Raw genomic sequence first — 21,006 nt, 5'->3', positions numbered from 1 at the left:
AAGATCGAACATCGTCACCGGACGAACGGTAGCCGCGGCCACCGACATTCCGGCCGATCCGTCACCCGGCGGGGCCGCCCTCGGCAAGCCGTACGCTCACGGGCGGCGGGCGGCGGCCAGGAACATGGGCACGGCGAGGAACAGCCTGCCCCGCCGCGCGCGGCCGGTCTGCTCCGCGATCCAGTCGTCGGCCTGCCGCCGGGTGACCGCCCCCGCCGCGTACGCGCCCTCGGCGATGCCGGTGACCATCGGCAGGAGCGAACCGTCCGTGAAGACGCCCGTACGGACCTCGGCGGTGACGTCCGCGAAGCCCGCGTCGAGCAGGAGGTTGCGGTGACGGCGGGCCGCGTGCGGGCTGGGAACGGCGTCCGCCCTCGCCCGCACCATGACCCGGGTGAGGGCGGGGTCGTCCGAATCGATCACGAACGTGTCCCAGTCCTGCCCCACCAGCACGATCCGTCCGCCCGGGGCGAGCACCCGCCATGCCTCGGCCGCCGCCCGCGCCGGATCGGCCAGGGCATGGTAGACCTTGTCGGCCCGATAACCGGCCAGCTCGCCGTCCCCGAACGGCAGGTCGCAGGCGTCCGCCCGGCGGAACTCCAGGCCCGGGTGCCGGGACCGGGCGACCTCGATGACCTGCTCGTCCGCGTCCAGGCCGATCGGTTCCGCGCCCAGGGCGGCCATCTCCGCGACGGCCGGTCCGGCGCCGCAGCCGACGTCCGCCACACGGCTCCCGGCGGCCAGGCCGAGAAGTTCGTACGAGCGGGCACGCAGCGCCACCTGGCCCGGATGCCTGTCCACGCGGTCGAGAAGGGCGATGAGGGTGTGGTTCGACATGGAGGACAGCCTCCGACTTAATGTCGACATGAAGTCAAGTGCGACCATCGGCATCGGCGAGGCGGCCGCCCGGTTCGGCCTCGCGGCGCCCGTCGCCGGCTCCCGCGCCGCTCACCGACGCCCGATGACGGGAACGGTCATCCGGCTGCGTCCCGGTCCTCAGGGCCCGGCACCGTACGGAGGGTGATGACGATCGCGGCGATCCACAGCAGGGCCGACAGGCCACCCGCCCATCGCAGGCCGGCGGTGAACCTCACGGCGTCGGCGGGGTCCTGCACGATGGCGCCGAGGACGGCGACGCCGAGCGCACCGCCCGCCTGCCGGGCGGTGTTGTTTACTCCCGAGGACAGGCCGGGGCGGGAGGGGGGCCCGGCGCGCAGCGCCGCCGCGACCACGGACGCGGTGAGCAGGCCCATGCCGAGGCCGAGGCCGAGGAGCGCGGGGAGGAGCGCCGCGTAGGGGCCGGTGGGGGTGACCAGCGACAGGCAGGCGGCGCCGGCCGTGCCGAGCGACAGCCCGCCCAGCATCGGGAGCCGGGGCCCGTGGCGGGCTGCGAGCCGCCCGGTGATCGGCGCGCACAGCGCGAGGGGGGCGAACAGCGGCAGCAGCATGGCGCCGGCGGACAGGGCGTCGTGGTGGCGGACGCCCTGCAGATACAGGGTGACGACGAAGACGAAGCCGATCCCGGCGAAGTTCATCAGGGCGGCGACGGCGTTGGCACCGACGAAGCGGGAACTGCCGATGACGGACGGCGGGAAGAGGGGCTCGGCAGCCCGGCGCTCCCACCAGGCCAGGGCCGCCGTGCCGAGCACGGCGACCACGGCGGCCCCCGCGGTCTGGGCGGAGACCCCCGAGTGGCCGTAGGCGATGGCGCAGTAGGTGAGGGCGAGCAGGGCGACGGCCGCGGCGAGCACACCCGGGACGTCCAGCCGCCGGTCGGGTGCGGGCTCGTCCCTGCCGACCCGGCGGAGGGTGAGCACGACGGCGACCGCGACGACGGGCAGGTTGACGAGGAAGACCGAGCGCCAGCCGGCGAGGGTGACGAGCAGGCCGCCGAGCACCGGGCCGCAGGGCAGCGCCAGGGCGGACACCCCCGCCCAGACACCGAGGGCGCGGGCCTGTTCCGCGCGTTCGGGGAAGGTCGTGTTGACCACGGCCAGGGTGCTGGGCAGCAGCAGCGCGGCGGCGAAGCCCTGCAGGGCGCGGGCCGCGACCAGCGTGCCGACGCCGGGGGCGAGGCCGCACAGCAGGGAGGCGGCGCCGAAGAGGGCGAGCCCGGCGACGGCGACGGCACGGTGTCCCAGCCGGTCTCCCACGACGCCTGCGGCGAGCAAGCACGCGGCGAGGACGACGGTGTAGGAGTCGACGACCCACTGCATGCCGGGCAGGCCGGTGCGGAGGTCCGAGCCGATGTGCGGCAGGGCGACGTTGACGACGGTCACGTCGAGTTGCACGAGGAACATGCCTGCGCACATCACGACGAGGATCGTCCGGCGTCTCCGGCGCGCCGCGGCCGGGTCGGGGCCGGGGATGGTAGGGGAAGTTCTCGTCGACGACATACGTCATCGCTGCCCGCGATGAGTTCGGTCAACGCCGAAGCGTGGCGGGCACCTCGGCCGGGGACTGTCGGGCGTGGAGCGCGAGCGTTCCGAGCACATCGGTGAGCCGGGCGCGGAACTCCGCGTCGGCGACCGATCCGTCCGCCCCGACCGCGTCCCTGGCGACCGGCAGGCGCACGCAACACTCGTCGACGATCACGGCGTCCACGTAGCCCAGGACCTTCGCCAGCTCCGCGTAGGCGGCATCCCCACGCCCCGGAGCGGCGACGTTGATCCAGGCCACCGGCTTGCGGTTGAGCTCGCCGCCGCCCACCGTCCAGTCGAGCAGGTTCTTGAAGCTGCCCGGCAGGGCTCCGGCGTACTCGGGCGTGCTGAACACCACGGCGTCGGCCGCGGTGATCCGCTCCCGCAGCACCCGCACCGCTGGATGCGGATGCCCGGGATCCTCGTCGGGGGTGAAAGCGGGCAGGTCGGCCAGCCCTTCGTACAGCACGGCCTCCACCTCGTCCGGCGCCGCCAGGACGGCGGTCCGCAATGCCGCGGTGTTGGTCGAGGAACCCCTGGTGCTCCCCGAGACGAGCAGCACACGCACCGCCTGACGCGACTCACCCAGGAGGGCCGCCCCTTCCTGATCGACGACCGCAATGTACATGCCGCTCTTCCGCACCCGTCGCGCGAGGGGTCGCGCTTCGAAGACATGCTCGCCGCGCTCTGGCGTGCCGTCCCGCCGGCCGGACGCGCGAGCGGGACGGTCGTCATCGGGATTCCGGACTTCAGGGGTGGGCGCGAAGGGCGGCGAGGAGCCAGGCGAAGTCGTCCGCGTGGGACGGCTTCGGCTCCCGGCCGTTGATCACGGCCATGAGATGCCGGTAGCGCTCGGCCTCGGCGAACAGGCCGGCCTCCAGGCGCTCCCTGACTGCCGCCCGGCCGTCGGCGTCCATGTCGCCGAGCAGGCGGCCGACGACCTCGGCGGCCTCGGGCGAGTCGGGGCGCATCCCGTTCTCCCGGGCCTGACCGACCTGCCAGGCGACCTTCTTCGCGAACCACATGAAGGCCCCCGGCTCCTGCCCGGCGCGGTTGCGCGTGTTGTGCTCCACCATGTCGCGCATCCGCCGCCGGAAGCCCGGGTCGCGGACGAGCTCGGCGAGCTCCACCCAGGCGTCCACCTGCTCGGGCGTGGGGTCGTCGGGCAGACCGATCTCGGTGTGCCGCAGCCGGTTCCTGAGCTCCGGATCGGCGTCCAGGCCGCCGAAGACCTCGTCCACGAAGTTCTCGATGATGCGCCGCCGTTCCTCGGCGGACAGCCGTGCCAGATCGTTCAACAGTTTCGTCTCCTCCGTGCCGGACCGCCGCCTCGCGACGGTGCTGAGCACCGCGCGCCTGATCCGCAGGGTGCGGATCTGCGCGTCCAGTGCGTCCACATGGACGGCGGCGACGTCGGCCAGGGTGACCTTCCGCTCCAGCACCCGCCGTACGTCGTCCAGGCCGAGACCGAGATCCCGCAGCGTCCTGATGAGCTCCAGCCTGGCCACGGCGCCGGCGTCGTAGAGCCGGTAGCCTCCCTCGCTCCGCTCCGCGGGCGGCAGCGCGCCGACGTCCGACCAGTACCGGATCGTGCGCACCGGCATCCCGGTGCGGCGGGAGAGCCATCCGATGGTGAACAGCCCCTCGTCGTCCATGACACCGAGTCTGGTCTCTCCACCGGCTGGAGACTCAAGGGCCGGTTCTCACGGCTATGCCGCGGGCCCGCGAGTCTCTAAGGTGGGGCATTGATCACGTGACCGCAGGAGGACCGGGTGAGCGAAGGCACGGCGGACGGCCCAGGCGAGGAGCACCGTCCCAAGCTCGACACGAGCGTGCCGCACTCGGCACGCATCTGGAACTACTTTCTGGGCGGCAAGGACCACTTCACCGTCGACCGCGAACTCGGCGAGCAGATCCGGCAGGCGTACCCGGGCATCGTCGACATCGCCCGGCAGTCGCGCGGCTTCCTCGGCCGGGCCGTACGGCACCTGGCGGGCGAGGTGGGCATCCGGCAGTTCCTCGACATCGGCACCGGCCTGCCGACCGCCGACAACACCCACCAGGTGGCGCAGCGGGTGGCGCCGGAGTCCCGGGTCGTGTACGTCGACAACGACCCCCTCGTGCTGGTGCACGCGAACGCCCTGCTGATCAGCAGCCCGCCCGGCGTGACCGACTACATCGAGGCCGACGTACGCGAACCTGACAAGATCTTGAACGCCGCGTCGAAGACGCTCGACTTCGGCGAGCCGGTGGCGCTCATGCTGCTGGGGATCATGGGCCAGGTGCTCGACGACGAGGAGGCGTACGCGATCGTGCGTCAGCTCATGGACGCCCTGCCGTCCGGGAGCCACCTGGTGTTCGAGGACGGCACGAAGGTCGTCCTGCCCGAGGCGGCCGACGAGGCGGAGCGCATCCGCGCCGAGGGCGGCGACCCCTACCGGTTGCGGACGCCCGAGCAGATCGCGCGCTTCTTCGACGGCCTCACGCTGCTGGAGCCGGGGGTGGTGTCGGTGTCGCGGTGGCGGCCCGCCCCCAGCCAGTTCGGGGAGGCGTCCGAGGTCGACGCGCTGTGCGGGGTCGGCCGCAAGGACTGACCTCCGACGCACACCCCTGCGCGCCGTGCGCCTGCGTCACCGCCCGTTGCCGGGGGTAGGAGTTCCAGGACGGGGGACGGGAGGCGCATGGCTGAGATCGGCGCGCTGCTCGACGCGCTCACGGACGCGATCAGCTCGCAGGACGAGGAGCGGGTGGTCCGCTGCTTCACCACGAGGGCCGTCTTCGTCACGCCCGCGGGAGTGATGGAGGGCCACGAGCAGATCGGCTGGTACTTCCGGCAGCTCTTCACGGCGTTTCCCGACATGCGCAACGAGATCACCGCACGCGCCGTCCTCGACGACACCATCATCACGGAGTGGACGTTCAGCGGCACCCACACCGGGGTGCTGCTGCTGCCGGGCGGCACGGAGGTCATGGGCACCGGCCGCCGCGTGGTCTTCCCGGCGGCGGGTGCCTACACGATGGGCGACGACGGCGTGTTCGCCAGCGGGCGGGTCTACTACGACCAGTGGGCGTTCTACCGGCAGACGGGCTGCGACCTGCGTCTGCGCAGGACCGCCTGATCTCCCCATACTGGAGCGTGGACTCCGGCCCGCCGCTGCGCGACATCGGCTGCTTCGCCCTCGTCGCCCGGCACCTCAGCTTCTCCCGCGCCGCCGCCGAACTGGGCGTCTCCCAGCCCGCCGCGAGCCAGGCCGTCGGCCGTCTCGAGCGCGCGCTCGGGGTCCGCCTGTTCGAGCGGACCAGCCGGGAGGTCCACCTGTCGCCGGCCGGCAAGACGCTGCTGCCGTACGCCGAGGCGTTGCTGGAGTCGGCGGCCGCCTTCTCGGCCGAGGCGAGGCGGCTCACGGCGCCGGAGGGCGCCGGTGTCCGCCTGGCCTATCCCCCGCCGGCGGGCGGCCTCGCGGCGCGGATCGCCCGCCGGATGGCACGCCGTGATCCCCCGGCCGAGGTGGAGCTGTGCCCGGCCGGCCGGGCCGCCGCCGTCGCGGCCCTCGCCGTCGGCGAGGTGACCGCGGCCATCCTCGCCGCCCCCTTCCCGCGGGAGCTGACCACCGCCGCCCGTTTCCACGTGCCCGTCGGGCATCTGGCCGTACCGGCCGGGGACCCGCTCGCCGGCCTGCCCCGCCTGCAGCCCGAACGGCTCGCGCGGCACCGCGTCCTGCTGCCGCGCGAACGCCCGCCCGGCGGGATGTGGGCACGGCTCGCCGCCCGCGTCGGGCCGCACCGGCAGCACGTGGTGGCCGACGAGATCGACGACTTCGCCGCCGCGCTCGACCTGGTCGCGGCCGGCGTCGGCCTGCTGCCCACACCCTCCCTGGTCGTCACGTCCGTCCGCAGGGACGACGTCGCCTTCGTCCCCCTGGACGCGGGTGACCTTCGCCTGACGTACGCGCTCGCGTGGCGGGGCGAACGGCTGTCGGCCGGGTTGATGGCACTCGTGCGGACGGCGCAGGAGTGCCTCTGGACGAGGTAGCCCGCAGGGTTCCCGGCGGTGATGCGAGAAAGTTTCACGCCCCCTGCCGGGGCGGGACCGTCCGCGTCCCCGGAGAATCGGCAGGTGACCGGGGTGACGTCACGGATTTGCCGACATGGTGTCGCCATTTCCTCTCGGAGAATTACTTGAACTCTTGACTATGAGTACTTCTGTGAGCATTCTTGGGGTAACGCCGCCCCGCGCGTATTCGCCGTCGAATAAGCGAGGCGCGGCCGCCGTGGTCCACAGCCGAACCGCCGAAGCCGCCAGCGACGATGCTGCTTATTTCGGGCTTTGACCAGTGGTTCTGGGGCTTTTGCTCGCACCTCCGCGCGGCTTCACGCCGCCGGACGTCCAATTCGCCGACAATGTGAGCCACGGAGCACAGGAAATCACGGCCGATTTACTTCGCCATGACTGCGAATAGGCGACGGCCGGAGTTTCCAGTTTCACTTCCGCCGGATCTCGGCTTTTCCGGCGCGTTCCCATCGGCCGGCCCGGATCGCGCCGCGCGCACGCGGCGCGGCCCGTCCGGCAGGCACGACAAGAAGGTGATCACATGAAAACGGACCAGATCAGGGGCCCAGTCCTCTCGCTTTTCCGCATCGTGACGGGGCTGCTGTTCGTCTGCCACGGCGTGGCGACGATCTTCGGCGTGCTGGGCGGCAACCGCGGCACCGGTCACGCCCTGGCCTTCGGCACGTGGCCGGGCTGGTGGGCGGCGGCCATCCAGCTGGTCTTCGGGACGCTCGTCCTCGCCGGGCTGTTCACCCGCGTCAGCGCGCTGCTGTGCTCCGGCTCGATGGCGTACGCGTACTTCACGGTCCACGCGCCGCAGGGCCTGTTCCCGATCCGGAACGGCGGCGAGGCGGCGGCGATGTTCTGCTGGTCGTTCTTCCTCATCGTGGTCTTCGGGCCCGGCGCCTGGGCGCTGGACACGCTGATCCACCGGATGCGGCACCACGAGATCGACACGTACGCGCCCGCCCCGGCGCGGGCGTAGCCACACCGCGCCGCCGCCCGTAGGGCGAACTCCAGCGCCGGGTCCGGCACGACCCGTGCGGGTGGCGCCTCGCGGCCGGACGTCCTCGGCGTCCGGCCGCGAGGCAGGCGGGCCGCTTCCGATGGCACACAATCCGAAACTCATTCACCGCCGGTTCGGCAGGACGGCGCTGCCCGTGGCGACCCTGGTCGTCGCCGGACTTCTCCTCGCGGGTGTGCTCATGCCGCTGCTCCGAGCGCCGCGCCGAGCTGAAAGTTTCAGCTCCGCGACGTGCCCTCGGCCGTCCTGACCTGGACGTACTGCTCCGTGACCGGAGCGTGCTTGGATCGCGCCGCCTCGCGTACGCACGATCCGGGCGGGAGCTCTCCCGAGATCGTCCCGCCCGTTTCCGGGGCGGCCCCGCACGGCGGGGCCGGCCCGTCGTCCTTTCCGAGGGGCACGTGATGCGACTACCGCGACGGCTGCTGAGCGCGAGCACGGCGACCGCACTGGCCGGCGCCCTGCTGGCCGTCACCTCGACTTCCGCCCCCGTTGCGGCTGCCTCCTTCAACTACGGGGAGGCGCTGCAGAAGTCGTTCCTGTTCTACGAGGCGCAGGAGTCGGGGCACCTCCCGTCCACCAACCGGGTGACCTGGCGGGCCGACTCGACGGTCAACGACGGCAAGTCCGCCGGGGTGGACCTGTCGGGCGGCTTCTACGACGCGGGCGACCACGTGAAGTTCGGCTTCCCGATGGCGGCCATGACCACGACGCTGGCCTGGGGCGGCGCGGACTACCGGGCGTCCTACGAGCGCTCGGGCCAGTTGCCATACCTGCTGAACACGCTCCGGCAGGCGGGCGACTACTTCATCCACGCCCACCCGGAGCCGAACGTCCTGTATGTCCAGGTCGGCGACGGCGGTGAGGACCACTCCTACTGGGGGGCGCCGGAGACCGTCGAGGCCAAGGGCCACAAGCGGCCGGTCTACAAGATCACCGCGTCGTGCCCGGGCACCGACGTCGCCGCCGAGACCGCCGCCGCGATGGCCGCCTCGTCGATCGTCTTCCGGCCGACCGACCCGTCGTACGCCGACACGCTGCTCACCCACGCCAAGCAACTGTTCACGTTCGCCGACACGACCAAGGGGACGAACGGCCGCGACACGGCGTACGTGAACTGCGTCAGCGCCGCGCAGGGGTTCTACAACTCCACCGGCGAGGGCGGGCAGGTCGAGGGCGCCACGAAGATGTACTGGGACGAGCTGGCCTGGGCCTCCGTCTGGCTCTACCGGGCCACCGGCACCGCGGGCTACCTCGACCGGGCGCGCGAGTTCTACCCGAAGATGGGCGCCCAGGAGGACCCGGGCAGCAACGGACAGCAGGTGCCGGTCTTCAACTTCGGCTTCGGCTGGAACGACAAGCAGTACGCCGTCTACGAGCAGATGGCCGAGCTGACCGGCGAGCAGAAGTACAAGGACGACGTCCAGCGCTACCTGGACTACTGGACCGTCGGATACAAGGGCAAGAAGGGCACGATCACGCCCGGCGGCCTGGCGTACATCTTCTACTGGGCCTCGCTGCGCATGGCCGCCAACACGGCCTTCGTCGCGATGAAGTACGCCGACTTCCTCGGCTCGGGCGACCCGCTCTACGCGCGCTACCACGACTTCGGCAAACGGCAGATCGACTACGCGCTCGGCGACAACCCCCGGCACTCCAGCTACATGATCGGCTTCGGGACCAATCCGCCGCGCAACCCGCACCACCGCGGCGCGCACGGCTCCTGGACCAACGCCGGTCCCGACGGCGAGCCCGTCGTCAGCAGGCACATCCTGTACGGCGCGCTGGTCGGCGGCCCGGACGGCGCCGACGCCTACACCGACAGCCGCGGCGACTACGTCAAGAACGAGGTCTCCCTCGACTACAACTCCGGCATCACCAGCTCGCTCGCCGTCCTCTACGGCGAGTACGGCGGCTCGCCGCTGGCCACGCTGCCCCGTGAGACGCCCGACGGCCCGGAGTTCTACCTGGAGCCCACGATCACCCACACGACGCGGGAGACGGCGGCCAAGACCTTCGTCGTCAACAAGTCGGCCTGGCCGGCGACCGTGCTGGACAAGGCGAAGTTCCGCTACTACTTCACCCTGGACGGCTCGACGACGGCGAGCCAGGTCACGGTGAGCACGTCCTACACGCAGTGCAAGCAGCCCACCGGGCCACATCTGCTGGAGGGGCGCACCTACTACGCCGAGGTCGACTGCACCGGCACGCTCATCTTCCCCGGCGGCCAGTCGGAGTACCGCCGCGAGGTGCAGCTCCACATCGGCGTCGCCGACGGCGCGACGTGGGACCCGTCCAACGACTGGTCGGCCAAGGGCGCGGACCACATGACCCTGTACGGCAACGACGGCCGCCTCATCTGGGGCACGCCGCCCGGCGCCGAGCCGTCGCCCAGCCCCAGCGTCTCCCCGTCCGCGTCGCCCTCGGCGTCCCCTTCGGCGTCGCCGTCGCCCAGCCCGTCGGCTTCGCCGAGCCCGTCCCCCTCGCCCAGCCCGTCACCGTCACCGTCTCCGTCTCCGTCGGCCGGTGGCGGGTGCAAGGTGACCTATGGCACGAGCGACTGGGGCGGCGGGTTCACCGCGACCGTGACCATCGCCAACACCGGCACGACCGCGATCAGCGGCTGGACACTGAAGTTCACCTTCCCCGGCACCCAGAAGATCACCCCGCCCGGCTGGTCGGCCACCTGGACCCAGACCGGCACCACCGTCACCGCCGCCAACCTCGACTGGAACACGACCATCACCCCCGGACAGTCCATCCAGATCGGCTTCAACGGCACCTACACCGGCAGCAACCCCAAACCCACCGCCTTCACCCTCAACGGCACCACCTGCTCCTGAGACGAGGCCATCCATGAGACTCCTGTCCCTGGGCGGGGTGGCCGCCGTACTGGCCGCCCTGCTCGTCCCGGGCCCGGCGCCCGCCCAAGCGGCGAGCTCGTACAACTACACCGAGGCCCTGCAGAAGTCGATCTACTTCTACGAGGCGCAGCAGTCGGGCAGCAAGCCCGCCTGGAGCCGGGTGGAGTGGCGCGGCGACCGCACGCTGAACGACGGAAAGGCCGCAGGGGCGGACCTGTCCGGCGGCTGGTACGACGCGGGCGACCACGTCAAGTTCGGCTTCCCGATGGCGTTCACCACGACCATGCTGGCCTGGGGGCTGGTCGAGAACCGCACCGGCTACGGGACCCAGCTCACGCCCATGCTGAACAACCTCAAGTGGGCCACCGACTACCTGATCGCCGCCCATCCCGATCCGGAGACGTTGTACGTCCAAGTGGGCGACGGCAGCGTGGACCACGCGTACTGGGGTCCGCCCGAGATGATCGACATCAAGGGCATGTCGCGGCCGGTCTACAAGATCACGCCGACGTGCAAGGGCACCGACGTCGTCGCCGAGACGGCGGCGGCCATGGCGGCCTCCTCGATGGCCTTCCGGCCGGCCGACCCGGCGTACGCCGACACCCTGCTCACCCACGCCAGGCAGCTGTTCACGTTCGCCGACACGACCAAGGGCTCCAACGGTCAGGACACGGCGTACACGAGTTGTGTGCCGGGCATCTCCGGCTACTACAACTCGACCTGGGAGGGCGGCTCCGACCACCCGGGCGCGACCAAGATGTACTGGGACGAGCTGGCCTGGGCGGCCGTGTGGCTTTATCGGGCCACCGGAACCGGGAGCTACCTGGACAAGGCCCGCGAGTTCTACCCGAAGATGGGCAGCGAGCCCGACGTGGGCCAGGGCGCGGGCGGAACCACCGTCCCCGCCTACAGCTTCGGCCTCGGCTGGAACGACAAGGAGTACGGCGTCTACGCGCTGATGGCCGCGCTCACGGGCGAGCAGCGATACAAGGACGACGTCCAGCGCTACCTCGACTACTGGACCACGGGATACAAGGGCAAGAAGGGACCTGTCACCCCCGGCGGCCTGGCGTACGTCTTCAACTGGGCGTCGCTGCGCATGGCGCTGAACACCGCCTGGGTGGCCCTCGTCTACGCCGACCACCTCGGGCCCGGTGACCCGCTCTACGCCCGCTACCACGACTTCGCCAAGCGGCAGGTCGACTACGCCCTCGGGGACAATCCCCGCCACTCCAGCTACATGGTCGGCTTCGGGACCAACCCGCCGACGCACGTCCACCATCGCGCGGCCAGCGGCCAGTACCTCGGCTACATGAGCGACACCACCGGCCCGAACCTGCACGTCCTGTACGGCGCGCTCGCCGGCGGCCCGGACCAGACCGACGCCTACACCGACAGCCGCACGGACTACGTCCGCAACGAGGTGGCGATCGACTACAACTCCGGCATCACCAACGTGCTCGCGCGGTTCGCCGAGGAGTACGGCGGGACACCGGTGGCGGGCTTCCCCGCCCCTGAGCAGAAGTACGAGGAGATCTACGCCGAGACCGGCAACGTCTACAGCGGTGTGGACGGCACCTCGCTGACCGTCACCATCACCAACACGTCGAACTGGCCGCCGCGCGTCCTCCAGTCGGGCAAGGCGCGCTACTACTTCACGCTCGACGGCTCGACCTCCGTCTCCCAGGTGAAGGTGACCGGCGGAGACAGCAACGGCTGTGCCGTGACGGGGCCGACACTCGCGCAGGACCGCACCTACTACGCCGAGGTGGACTGCACGGGCAGGCCCATCTATCCCGGCGACGCCCAGCTCTACCGGCGCGGCACGCAACTGCGGATCTCGGTGCCGAACGGCGCGGCCTGGGACCCGGCCAACGACTGGTCGGCGTCGGCGGCGTCGCACGTGCCGGTGTACGACGGGAACACGCTGGTGTGGGGCACGCCGCCCGGCGGCACGTCCAGCCCGTCTCCCTCGCCGTCCCCCTCTCCCTCGCCCTCGCCGTCGTCCTCGCCTTCGCCCTCTGTGGACACCACGCCGCCGAGCGCGCCCACCGGGCTGTGGGTCTGCGGGGCGGACTTCGTCAACGCCGTCCCGATGTGCTGGACGGCCTCGACCGACGACACCGGGGTCACCGGCTACGACGTCTACATGAAGCAGGGCTCCGGCTTCACCAAGATCGGCTCGTCCACGTCCACGCTGTACGTCGCGGACAAGCTGGTGGCCGGGACCAGCTACACGTTCTACGTCGTGGCCAGGGACGCGGCCGGCAACACCAGCCAGCCCTCGGCCACGCTCACCGCGACCGCCCAGTCCGGCCTGCCCAGCCCGTCGCCCAGCCCGCCGGTTTCGCCGAGCCCGTCCCCCTCGCCCAGCCCGTCTCCGTCACCGTCGGTCGGTGGCGGGTGCAAGGTGACCTATGGCACGAGCGACTGGGGCGGCGGGTTCACCGCGACCGTGACCATCGCCAACACCGGCACGACCGCGATCAGCGGCTGGACACTGAAGTTCGCCTTCCCCGGCACCCAGAAGATCACCCCGCCCGGCTGGTCGGCCACCTGGACCCAGACCGGCACCAGCGTCACCGCCGCCAACCTCGACTGGAACACGACCATCACCCCCGGACAGTCCATCCAGATCGGCTTCAACGGCACCTACACCGGCAGCAACCCCAAACCCACCGCATTCACCCTCAACGGCACCACCTGCTCCTGATCCCCCACTCGCGGTCCGGCGCACTCCGGCGCGCCGGACCGCCCGCGCAGAGAGGTGACTCCACATGTCCGTCCAGGGTTTCCGCAGAGCCTCCATGGGTGTGCGCACCGGTCTCCTGGGGGCCGGCTTCACCGGCGCAGCGCTCGCCCTCGCCGCCGCGGCCCTTCCACCGGCCTCCGCGGCGGCCGAGGACACCACGCCGCCCAGCGCACCGGGGACACTGCGGAACTGTCCCCTGCCCGCGGCCCCCGGATCGAGCCTCGGCATCGGCGTGTCGCTGTGCTGGAGCGCCGCGACCGACGACGTCGGCGTGACCGGCTACGACATCCAGGTGAAGCAGAGCGGCGCCTTCACCACCGTCCGCACCACGAGCGGCCCCGGTTCCATCGTCAGCGGACTCACCCTGGGGCAGTCGTACACGTTCCGGGTGATCGCCAGGGACGCGGCGGGGAACGCGGGCCCGCCGTCCAACGAACTGACGGAGACCGCGAACTACCTCAGCGGCATGCCGCCCTCAAGTCCCCCGCCCAGCCCGTCGCCGATCGACCGGACCCCGCCGTCCCGCCCCGAGGGCTTGGCCACGCAGAGCGTCTACGTCAACGGCGCGGTCGGGCTGGTCTGGACGCCGTCCACGGACGACATCGGGATCTCCACCTACGAGGTCCACGTGTGGGCCGACGGCGCCTTCCCGCGCGCGCAGGCCACGATCGACATGCGGGCCGACCAGGTCACCGCGGTCGTCACCGGCCTCACGGCGGGACGCGACTACCTGTTCTACGTGGTGGCCCGGGACCGCGCGGGCAACCTCAGCGAGCCCTCCGACCTGGTCCGCGCCCGGGCCATGGTGGAGCCGCCCGCCGCCAGCCCGAGCCCCGGGACGGACACGACGCCGCCCGGCACCCCGACCGGGCTGACCTCCGTGACCGGGATGGACATACCCGGTGGAATCTTCCTCGCCTGGTACTCCGTCAGCGACGACAGCGGAGTCCCGCCCCGTTACGACCTGTTCCGGCGGACCCTCGACGGCTACGCGTACGAGGGCGAGAACGGCCTGCCCCGTGACATCGTCACCGGCCTCGAAGGAGGCAAGCCGTACACCTTCCAGGTCGTCGCCCGCGACGGTGCCGGCAACCTGAGCAACCCGTCGGCGCCGTACACGGCCATCGCGCAGCCCGGGGCAACGTCCTCACCCACCCCGTCGCCGTCCCTCGGCCTGTCGCCGTCCCCCAGCCCGTCGCCGTCCCCGTCGGCCGGGTCCGGATGCAGGGTGACGTACGCGACCACCACCTGGGACGGCGGCTTCACCGCCGCCGTCACGATCACCAACACCGGCACCGCCGCCATCGAGGGGTGGAAGCTCGGCTTCGGCTTCCCGCTCGCCTCCCAGCGGGTCACCAACGGATGGTCGGCCGTCTGGACCCAGTCCGGCACCGCCGTCACGGCCGAGAACTACGAATGGAACAAGACCATCAAGCCGGGCCAGTCGCTGTACCTCGGCTTCAACGGCGCCTACACCGGTGGGAATCCCAAACCGGCCGCCTTCACCCTCAACGGAAGCGCCTGCACGACGACGTGACACGCCGCGACACGACGCCGTCTCCGTCACCGCTGGGCGAGCGCACCGTCCGACTTTCCCGATCAGCCTGGAGGTGCCTGAGATGATGGCGGGATGACCGACGCGCTGCCCGGACTTGAACCGGGCACTGACTCCGCGCTCGCCCTACCGCCGCGGCGGGCGGCCGGATACGAGATCGAGGACGAGCTGCGTGCCGCGGGGGCGGTCCACATCGCGGGCGTGGACGAGGTCGGCCGCGGCGCGTGGGCGGGCCCGGCGGTGGTGTGCGCGGCCGTCACCGCCTTCGGCCCGCCTCCCGAGCTGCCGGGACGCGGGGAGCGCACGGTCCGCCTGACCGATTCCAAACTGCTCGGCCCGGCCCAGCGCGAGGCGTTCGCGGCGGTCCTGCCGGATTGGCTCACCTGTCACGCGTACGGCGAGGCCGGACCGGAGGAGATCGACGAGGTCGGCATGACCGAGGCGCTGCGCCGGGCCGCGTGCCGGGCGCTGGAGGCCCTGCCGCTGCGGCCCGACATGGTGCTCCTCGACGGCGCGCACGATTTCCTCGGCCGGCCGTGGCGGGTGCGGTGCGAGGTCAAGGCCGACCAGCGATCGGTGTCGGTGGCCGCCGCGTCGGTGCTGGCCAAGGTCCACCGCGACCGCCTGATGGCGGAGATCGGCGAAGAGTATCCGGCGTACGGCTTCGCCGCCAACGCGGGCTACCCCTCCCCCGTCCACCAGCAGGCGCTGGCGGAGATGGGGCCGACCCCGCACCACCGGCTCTCGTGGTCGTACCTCGACGACCTCCCCCAGTGGCGGCACCTACGCAAGCACCGCGACCCCCTCGCCGGCTCCGGTCAGATGACCCTCCTCTGACGCCCCGGCGGCAGGCCGGTCGCGGCTGGCGGCGAGGTCGGCGACCGCCTTCCTCGCCCGTTCGTCTCCGCTCAGGGCCACGGCGACCGACTCGACCCGCTCCGCCGCTCCGTAGGGGCGCGGGTTTGTGTCGGTGCGGCCCAATAGATTCCTCTGGCATGACCCGGACCACCCCGCCGCGCCCTGTCGACATCGCCGCCGTCTTTCCCGAGATCGCACCGCTCGCCCGGACGGCCACACGCCTTCATCCGCGGCCCGGAACGCCCGGCGTGCACGACAGTTCGATCGGCGGCCCCCTGCTCTGGCCCTCCGACGAGCCCTGGCCGGTGTGCGAAGAGTCGCACGAGAACGGGGGCGACTTCACCCGCCTGGACGCCGAGCGGCACCGCAGGCGCATTCTCTCCGCGGCCTGGGGCCGGACCCGCAAGGGCGAGCGGTTCGCCGTCACGCCTGAGGAACGGGCCGAACTCGACCGTCTCGACGAGGAGTACGCCGACCCTGACACCGCCACCACCATGCTGGCCGTCGCCCAGCTCTACCTGCGGGACGTGCCCGGCCTGGCGGGACCGCCCGGTGCCGATGTTCTCCAGCTCCTGTGGTGTCCGCGCGACCACGGGCCCCACTACTGTCCCTCGCTCATGCTGCGCTGGCGGCGTTCGGCCGACGTGACCGACCTGCTCAGCGAGCAGCCCGAGCCCGAGGTGATGGAGTACGACACCTATCTGCCCGTGCCCTGCGTTCTGCATCCCGAGCAGGTCGTCGAATATCCCTACGAGGACTTCCTTCCCGGCGATCTGGAGGAGCGGATCCGGATCTGGGAGGAGTCGAGTGGCTACGACTACTTCCCCGGGCTCTCGATCGCCGATGGCTGGAAAGTGGGCGGTTACGCGGCCTGGAACCTCACCGGCCCCTACCCGATGCTCTGCGAGGACTGCGGCACCGACATGGACCTGCTGGTGAAGGTCGACGGCGGAGAGTGGGACGGGACGGAGAGCTGGCGGCCCCTGGAGGACGCCGGGCCCGAGAGCGAGTTCCACGAGCACCCGAACCGATGGCAGCCCACGGGGATCACGATCGGCCGTGGATATGCACTGTGGATCTTCACCTGCCCGGTCTCGTTCGACCACCCGCACGGAGTGAGCATGCAGTAGCCAGGTCGTGGCGCGTGCGGGGGTCACACACCGAATAACCGATCTCCTACGCTACGTGGTCGCCGGGGGTCAGGCCCATGCCGTCGGGTACGGCGGCGGGGTCGGACCCCACGTGCAGCGGCTTGTTGTCCTTGTCGACGAAGACGACGCGGGGCTTGAGCGCCTTGACCTCCTCCTCGGCGACCAGCGCGTACGCGATGATGATCACGAGATCGCCGACCGAGATGAGGCGGGCGGCGGCGCCGTTGATGCCGATCACTCCGGAGCCCGCCGGGCCCTCGATGACGTACGTGGACAGCCGGTTGCCGTTGTCGATGTCGACGACGTCGACCTTCTCACCCTCGACGAGGTCGGCCTCGGCCATCAGGTCCGCGTCGATCGTCACCGAGCCGACGTAGTGCAGATCGGCCTGCGTGACGGTGGCGCGGTGGATCTTCGACTTCATCAGCGTGCGGAACATGATCTCCCACCGGGGTATGGACGGCCCTCCTCACGAGCGTCCTCGATGGTATGTCACGCCCAGAAATGTCCGGTCGGCAGCCTTCCACGGCGCGCGCATCGGCCCAGCGAGGTGCGAACCCGACGGGCCGATGCGGATCGTGAGCAGCCGCTCATCCGCCGGCCACGTACTCGGCGGACACGTCGAGCAGCCACTCCGCGACGTACCCCGCGAAGGACGAGCGGACCAGCAGGCGGAAGCCGTCCTCACCGGCGACCAGGACGACTCCCGCCCTGGCCAGCATGGTCTGGGCGCACCGGCCCGGGCCGAACACGCGGGGGTGCAGGTCCAGCGCGCAGCCGTGGGCCAGCACGTCCCGCGCCCGGTCCCCGGCGACCACCAGGGTGGTGCGCTGGGCCGACACGTCGACGACCGAGACGTGCTCGCCGTCCGCCGCCTCGATGAGCCGCTCCACCAGGCCGGGGCCGGCGCCGTCGGGGCCGACCACCAGCCACTCATCGGGCCCGAGCCACAGCACCTCCAGGTCGCCGCCGCCCGCCGCGGTGCCGGGCTCCACCGGCAGCGGCACGCCGATCGCCGTCCCGATGCGCTCCGCCGCCGGGCTCTTGGGGTCCACCCGGAGGTTGATCTGGGTCAGGAACGGGATCTCGGCCAGGCGCAGGCCGCCGCCCGCGCTCGCCGCCTCGAACCTGGCCGCGAACGCCGCGGCCGGACTCCTGCGCTCAGCCGTCGACTCAGCCGCCGAATCAGCCATCGCGGCGCGCTCCTTCCGGGTCGTACAGGACGTGGGAGGTCACGGTGACGGGCACCAGGTCCGCCCCGACCGGCGCGTACAGCCGCTCGCCGACCCGCTCGCGCCCGCCGCTCACCAGCGCGAGCGCGAACGTACGGCCCAGCGCGGCGCTGCGGTAGCTGGAGGTGACGAAGCCGAGCGTGGGCACCGGCGGCTCGGGCAGCGCCGAGGTCTCCACGAGGTGGGCGCCCTCGGGCAGCAGCACGCCGGGATCCTCGGGCAGCAGGCCGACCAGGTGTTTGCGGTCGGGCCGGGAGGTGTCCGCCCTGGCGAAGGACCGCTTGCCGACGAAGTCGGGCTTCTTCTTCGAGACGATCCACTCCATGCCGAGGTCCTGCGGGGTGACCGTGCCGTCGGTGTCCTGGCCGACGATCGGGAACCCCTTCTCGGCGCGCAGCACGTGCATGGTCTCGGTGCCGTACGGCGTGACCTCGCCGGACGCCATGACCGCCTCCCACAGGGCGAGCCCGAACCAGGAGGACACGTTGATCTCGTAGGCCAGCTCGCCGGAGAAGCTGATCCGGCAGACCCGCGCCTCGATCCCCGCGACCTCGGCGTCCCGCCACGTCATGAACGGGAAGCTGTCGTTGTCCACCGCGAGGCCGGGCGCGAGCCGCGCCAGCACCTCGCGGGAACGCGGCCCGACGAGCGCCACGGTCGCCCACTGCTCGGTGACCGAGGTGCAGCAGACCCGCAGGTCCGGCCACTCGGTCTGCAGCCACTCCTCCATCCAGTCGAGCACCGCCGCCGCGTTGCCGGTGGTCGTGGTGACGAGGAAGCGGTCGTCCGCCAGGCGGATGACGGTGCCGTCGTCGAAGACCATGCCGTCGGGCCGGCACATCACGCCGTAGCGGATGGAGCCGACCTTGAGCGTGCTCATCATGTTCGTGTAGAGCCGGTCGAGGAACACGGCCGCGTCGGGCCCGATCACGTCGATCTTCCCGAGCGTGGAGGCGTCCATCGCGGCCACGTCCTCGCGTGCCGCCCGGCACTCGCGCAGCACGGCGGCCTCCATGTCCTCACCCGGGCCCTCGCCCTGCCGGGGGTAGTACCAGGGCCGCTTCCACTGTCCGACGTTCTCGAACAGCGCCCCGCGCGCCGCGTGCCACTCGTGCATGGCGGTGACGCGCACCGGGTCGTGCAGCGGCCCCCGGTCGCGGCCCGCCAGCGCGGCGAACGAGACCGGCGTGTACGGCGCGCGGAACGTCGTGGTCCCCAGCTCGGCGACGTCGACGCCGAGCGCGTGCGCCACGACGCCGCCGGTCAGCAGTCCGGACGTCTTGCCCTGGTCGTGGGCCGTGCCGGCGGTGGTGTAGCGCTTGACGTGCTCGACCGAGGTGAGCCCCGCACCGGTCGCGCGCAGGACCTCCGCCACGGTGACGTCCCGCTGCAGGTCCACGAAGTGCGTGCCGTAGTCGCCGTCGTTCTCGGGGGCCTCGACGAGCCACAGGTGCTCGGCGGGCGCGGCGGCGGGCTCCTCCTCGGCGGACGGCACAGCGATCTCGGCCGGCATGGCGAAGCCCGCGGCGGCCAGCGCGCGGCGGCCCGCCTCGGCGCCGTCCTCCAGGCAGGCCCGCAGCGTACGGACGCCCGTGCCCCCGACACCCCTCGCGAACCCGGCGGCCTCCACCGCCTGACGGGTCTCGCCGGGCGTGAACGCGCCCAGCTCCTCGTCGTACCGCAGCGTGCCCCCGGCCTGGCTGAACAGGTGCACCACCGGCGTCCAGCCGCCCGACACGAGCAGCAGGTCGGCGGGGACCTCCCGCGCGCCGCCACCCACACGCGGGGTGATCTCGACCGAGGAGACCTCGCCCTCGCCCTTCGCCGCGGTGACGACGTGGCCGGTCAGGACCTCGATGCCGCGCTCGGCGCAGCGGGCGGCCCACGCCTCGCCGGGAGCCTGCCGCACGTCCGCGATCGCGGCGATCTCGACGCCGGCGCCCGCGAGGTCGAGCGCCGCGGCGTACGCGCTGTCGTTGGTGGTGAACACGACCGCCCGGCGCCCGGGCAGGACGCGGTAGCGGTTCGCGTACGTGCGGGCCGCGCCGGCCAGCATCACGCCGGGCAGGTCGTTGCCGGCGAAGGCGACGAACCGCTCGTGGCCGCCCGTCGCCAGCACCACGCGCCTGGCCCGGATCCGCCAGACGCGCTCGCGCGCCATCCCGGCGGGCGCCTGGGCGCCCAGGTGGTTGGTCCGGCGTTCCACCGCGATGACGTAGTTGTCGTCGTAGTGGCCGAGGACCGTGGTGCGGCGCAGCACGCGCACCTCCGGCAGAGCGGCCAGCGCGACCACCTCCTCGGCCGCCCACTCACGGCCCGGCCTGCCGTCGAGCGTCTCGGCCGTGCCGAGCAGACTGCCGCCCGGCTCGGGCCGCTCGTCGGCGAGGATCACCCGCGCGCCGGCCCGCGCGGCCACGCTCGCGGCCGCGATGCCGGCCGGTCCCGCGCCGACCACGAGCACGTCGCAGTGCGCGTGCACGGCGTCGTACCGCGCCGGGTCGGGCCGGTCGGCCAGCCTGCCCTGTCCCGGCAGGCCCGTGGCGACCAGGCCGTCGTACAGCTCGACGGTCGTCGCCTGGAGCATGGGCTCGGGGAAGGGCTCCTCGATCTGGACGAGCGCGTTCGGCTCCTCGCAGCCCGCGGCGTACACGCCGCGCGGGCGGCCGAGCTTGACGCTGCTCGCCACCGCGCGCACGCCGTTGGCGAGCAGGGCCGAGGCAAGCGTGTCGCCCTCCAGGCCCTCGTACTCCCGGCCGTCGAATCGGAAGCGCAGCACTCGCCCGCTCGCCCCCTCGCGGCGGTAGGGCTGAACACTCATGCCGTCACCGGCCGCGGCTCGCCCACCCGGTAGACGGCGTGGATCTCGTTGGTTGCGGTGTCGCGTACGGCGTTGAACCAGCGGCGGCATCCGGCGGTGTGGCTCCACCGCTCCGCGAACAGGCCCTTGGGGTTGTCGCGGAAGAACAGGTAGCGGGCCCACTCCTCGTCGGAGAGGGCGGCCGGGTCCTCCGGATAGGCGACGTGGGCCTGCCCCCCGTAGTGGAACTCGGCCTCGTCCCGCGGCCCGCACCACGGGCAGGGAATCAGCAGCATTGGCAC

Annotated in this window: 17 protein-coding genes; 9 read left to right on the top strand and 8 right to left on the bottom strand. The window is 72.0% G+C overall.

Features of this window, described 5'->3' with window-relative positions:
* Positions 1-96 precede the first annotated feature (96 nt).
* The 4 genes from FH610_RS18405 to FH610_RS18390 form a co-directional block, all read right to left on the bottom strand.
* The gene (locus tag FH610_RS18405; RefSeq protein WP_139575755.1) at positions 97-837 is read right to left on the bottom strand and encodes a methyltransferase domain-containing protein; all 741 of its coding nucleotides are present in this window, start codon (positions 835-837) and stop codon (positions 97-99) included.
* 137 nt (positions 838-974) lie between these two features.
* Positions 975-2,300 (bottom strand): MFS transporter, encoded by a 1,326-nt coding sequence (locus FH610_RS18400; protein ID WP_139575754.1) that lies wholly within the window; start codon positions 2,298-2,300, stop codon positions 975-977.
* Positions 2,301-2,424: 124 nt separating this feature from the next.
* Entirely contained in the window at positions 2,425-3,048 is a 624-nt protein-coding gene (locus tag FH610_RS18395; protein WP_139575753.1) for an NADPH-dependent FMN reductase, read from the bottom strand.
* A 121-nt stretch (positions 3,049-3,169) separates the two neighbouring features.
* Positions 3,170-4,075: a helix-turn-helix domain-containing protein gene (locus FH610_RS18390; protein WP_139575752.1), complete on the bottom strand. Its 906-nt coding sequence runs from the start codon at positions 4,073-4,075 to the stop codon at positions 3,170-3,172.
* A 117-nt stretch (positions 4,076-4,192) separates the two neighbouring features.
* Between FH610_RS18390 and FH610_RS18385 the strand changes: the two genes are divergently transcribed.
* From FH610_RS18385 to FH610_RS18345, 9 genes are all read left to right on the top strand, one after another.
* Complete coding sequence (locus tag FH610_RS18385) at positions 4,193-5,014, top strand: SAM-dependent methyltransferase (protein ID WP_139575751.1); 822 nt, start codon at positions 4,193-4,195, stop codon at positions 5,012-5,014.
* An 87-nt stretch (positions 5,015-5,101) separates the two neighbouring features.
* Positions 5,102-5,539 (top strand): ester cyclase, encoded by a 438-nt coding sequence (locus FH610_RS18380; RefSeq protein WP_139575750.1) that lies wholly within the window; start codon positions 5,102-5,104, stop codon positions 5,537-5,539.
* 17 nt (positions 5,540-5,556) lie between these two features.
* The gene (locus FH610_RS18375) at positions 5,557-6,453 is read left to right on the top strand and encodes a LysR family transcriptional regulator (protein WP_139575749.1); all 897 of its coding nucleotides are present in this window, start codon (positions 5,557-5,559) and stop codon (positions 6,451-6,453) included.
* Between the two features lie 559 nt (positions 6,454-7,012).
* Positions 7,013-7,456 carry a DoxX family protein gene (locus tag FH610_RS18370; protein WP_139575748.1) on the top strand — a complete coding sequence of 148 codons (444 nt, stop codon included), beginning with the start codon at positions 7,013-7,015 and terminating at the stop codon, positions 7,454-7,456.
* Positions 7,457-7,899: 443 nt separating this feature from the next.
* Positions 7,900-10,338, top strand: a complete 2,439-nt coding sequence (locus tag FH610_RS18365) for a glycoside hydrolase family 9 protein (protein WP_139575747.1) — start codon at positions 7,900-7,902, stop codon at positions 10,336-10,338.
* A 13-nt stretch (positions 10,339-10,351) separates the two neighbouring features.
* Entirely contained in the window at positions 10,352-13,072 is a 2,721-nt protein-coding gene (locus FH610_RS18360) for a glycoside hydrolase family 9 protein (protein WP_139575746.1), read from the top strand.
* 64 nt (positions 13,073-13,136) lie between these two features.
* Positions 13,137-14,648, top strand: a complete 1,512-nt coding sequence (locus FH610_RS18355; RefSeq protein ID WP_139575745.1) for a cellulose binding domain-containing protein — start codon at positions 13,137-13,139, stop codon at positions 14,646-14,648.
* Positions 14,649-14,741: 93 nt separating this feature from the next.
* Positions 14,742-15,503, top strand: a complete 762-nt coding sequence (locus FH610_RS18350; protein ID WP_139575744.1) for a ribonuclease HII — start codon at positions 14,742-14,744, stop codon at positions 15,501-15,503.
* A gap of 158 nt (positions 15,504-15,661) precedes the next feature.
* Positions 15,662-16,654 (top strand): hypothetical protein, encoded by a 993-nt coding sequence (locus FH610_RS18345; protein WP_139575743.1) that lies wholly within the window; start codon positions 15,662-15,664, stop codon positions 16,652-16,654.
* Between the two features lie 46 nt (positions 16,655-16,700).
* On the opposite strand, the gene panD is transcribed toward FH610_RS18345, so the two are convergent.
* The 4 genes from panD to FH610_RS43720 all read right to left on the bottom strand — a co-directional run bounded on the left by panD (position 16,701) and on the right by FH610_RS43720 (position 21,000).
* Positions 16,701-17,114, bottom strand: a complete 414-nt coding sequence (panD, locus tag FH610_RS18340; protein WP_139575742.1) for an aspartate 1-decarboxylase — start codon at positions 17,112-17,114, stop codon at positions 16,701-16,703.
* A gap of 151 nt (positions 17,115-17,265) precedes the next feature.
* Positions 17,266-17,868: a sarcosine oxidase subunit gamma gene (locus tag FH610_RS18335; RefSeq protein WP_139575741.1), complete on the bottom strand. Its 603-nt coding sequence runs from the start codon at positions 17,866-17,868 to the stop codon at positions 17,266-17,268.
* Entirely contained in the window at positions 17,861-20,725 is a 2,865-nt protein-coding gene (locus tag FH610_RS18330; RefSeq protein WP_205825869.1) for a 2Fe-2S iron-sulfur cluster-binding protein, read from the bottom strand. The genes FH610_RS18335 and FH610_RS18330 overlap by 8 nt, the downstream gene beginning before the upstream one ends.
* Positions 20,722-21,000: a sarcosine oxidase subunit delta gene (locus tag FH610_RS43720; RefSeq protein WP_205825868.1), complete on the bottom strand. Its 279-nt coding sequence runs from the start codon at positions 20,998-21,000 to the stop codon at positions 20,722-20,724. Before FH610_RS43720 ends, FH610_RS18330 begins: the two co-directional genes overlap by 4 nt.
* Positions 21,001-21,006: the final 6 nt, after the last annotated feature.

Origin of the sequence: Microbispora catharanthi, assembly GCF_006334915.2 — a bacterium.
GTDB classification, from domain to species: Bacteria; Actinomycetota; Actinomycetes; order Streptosporangiales; family Streptosporangiaceae; genus Microbispora; species Microbispora catharanthi.
This window is presented reverse-complemented; position numbering and strand designations above follow the sequence as displayed.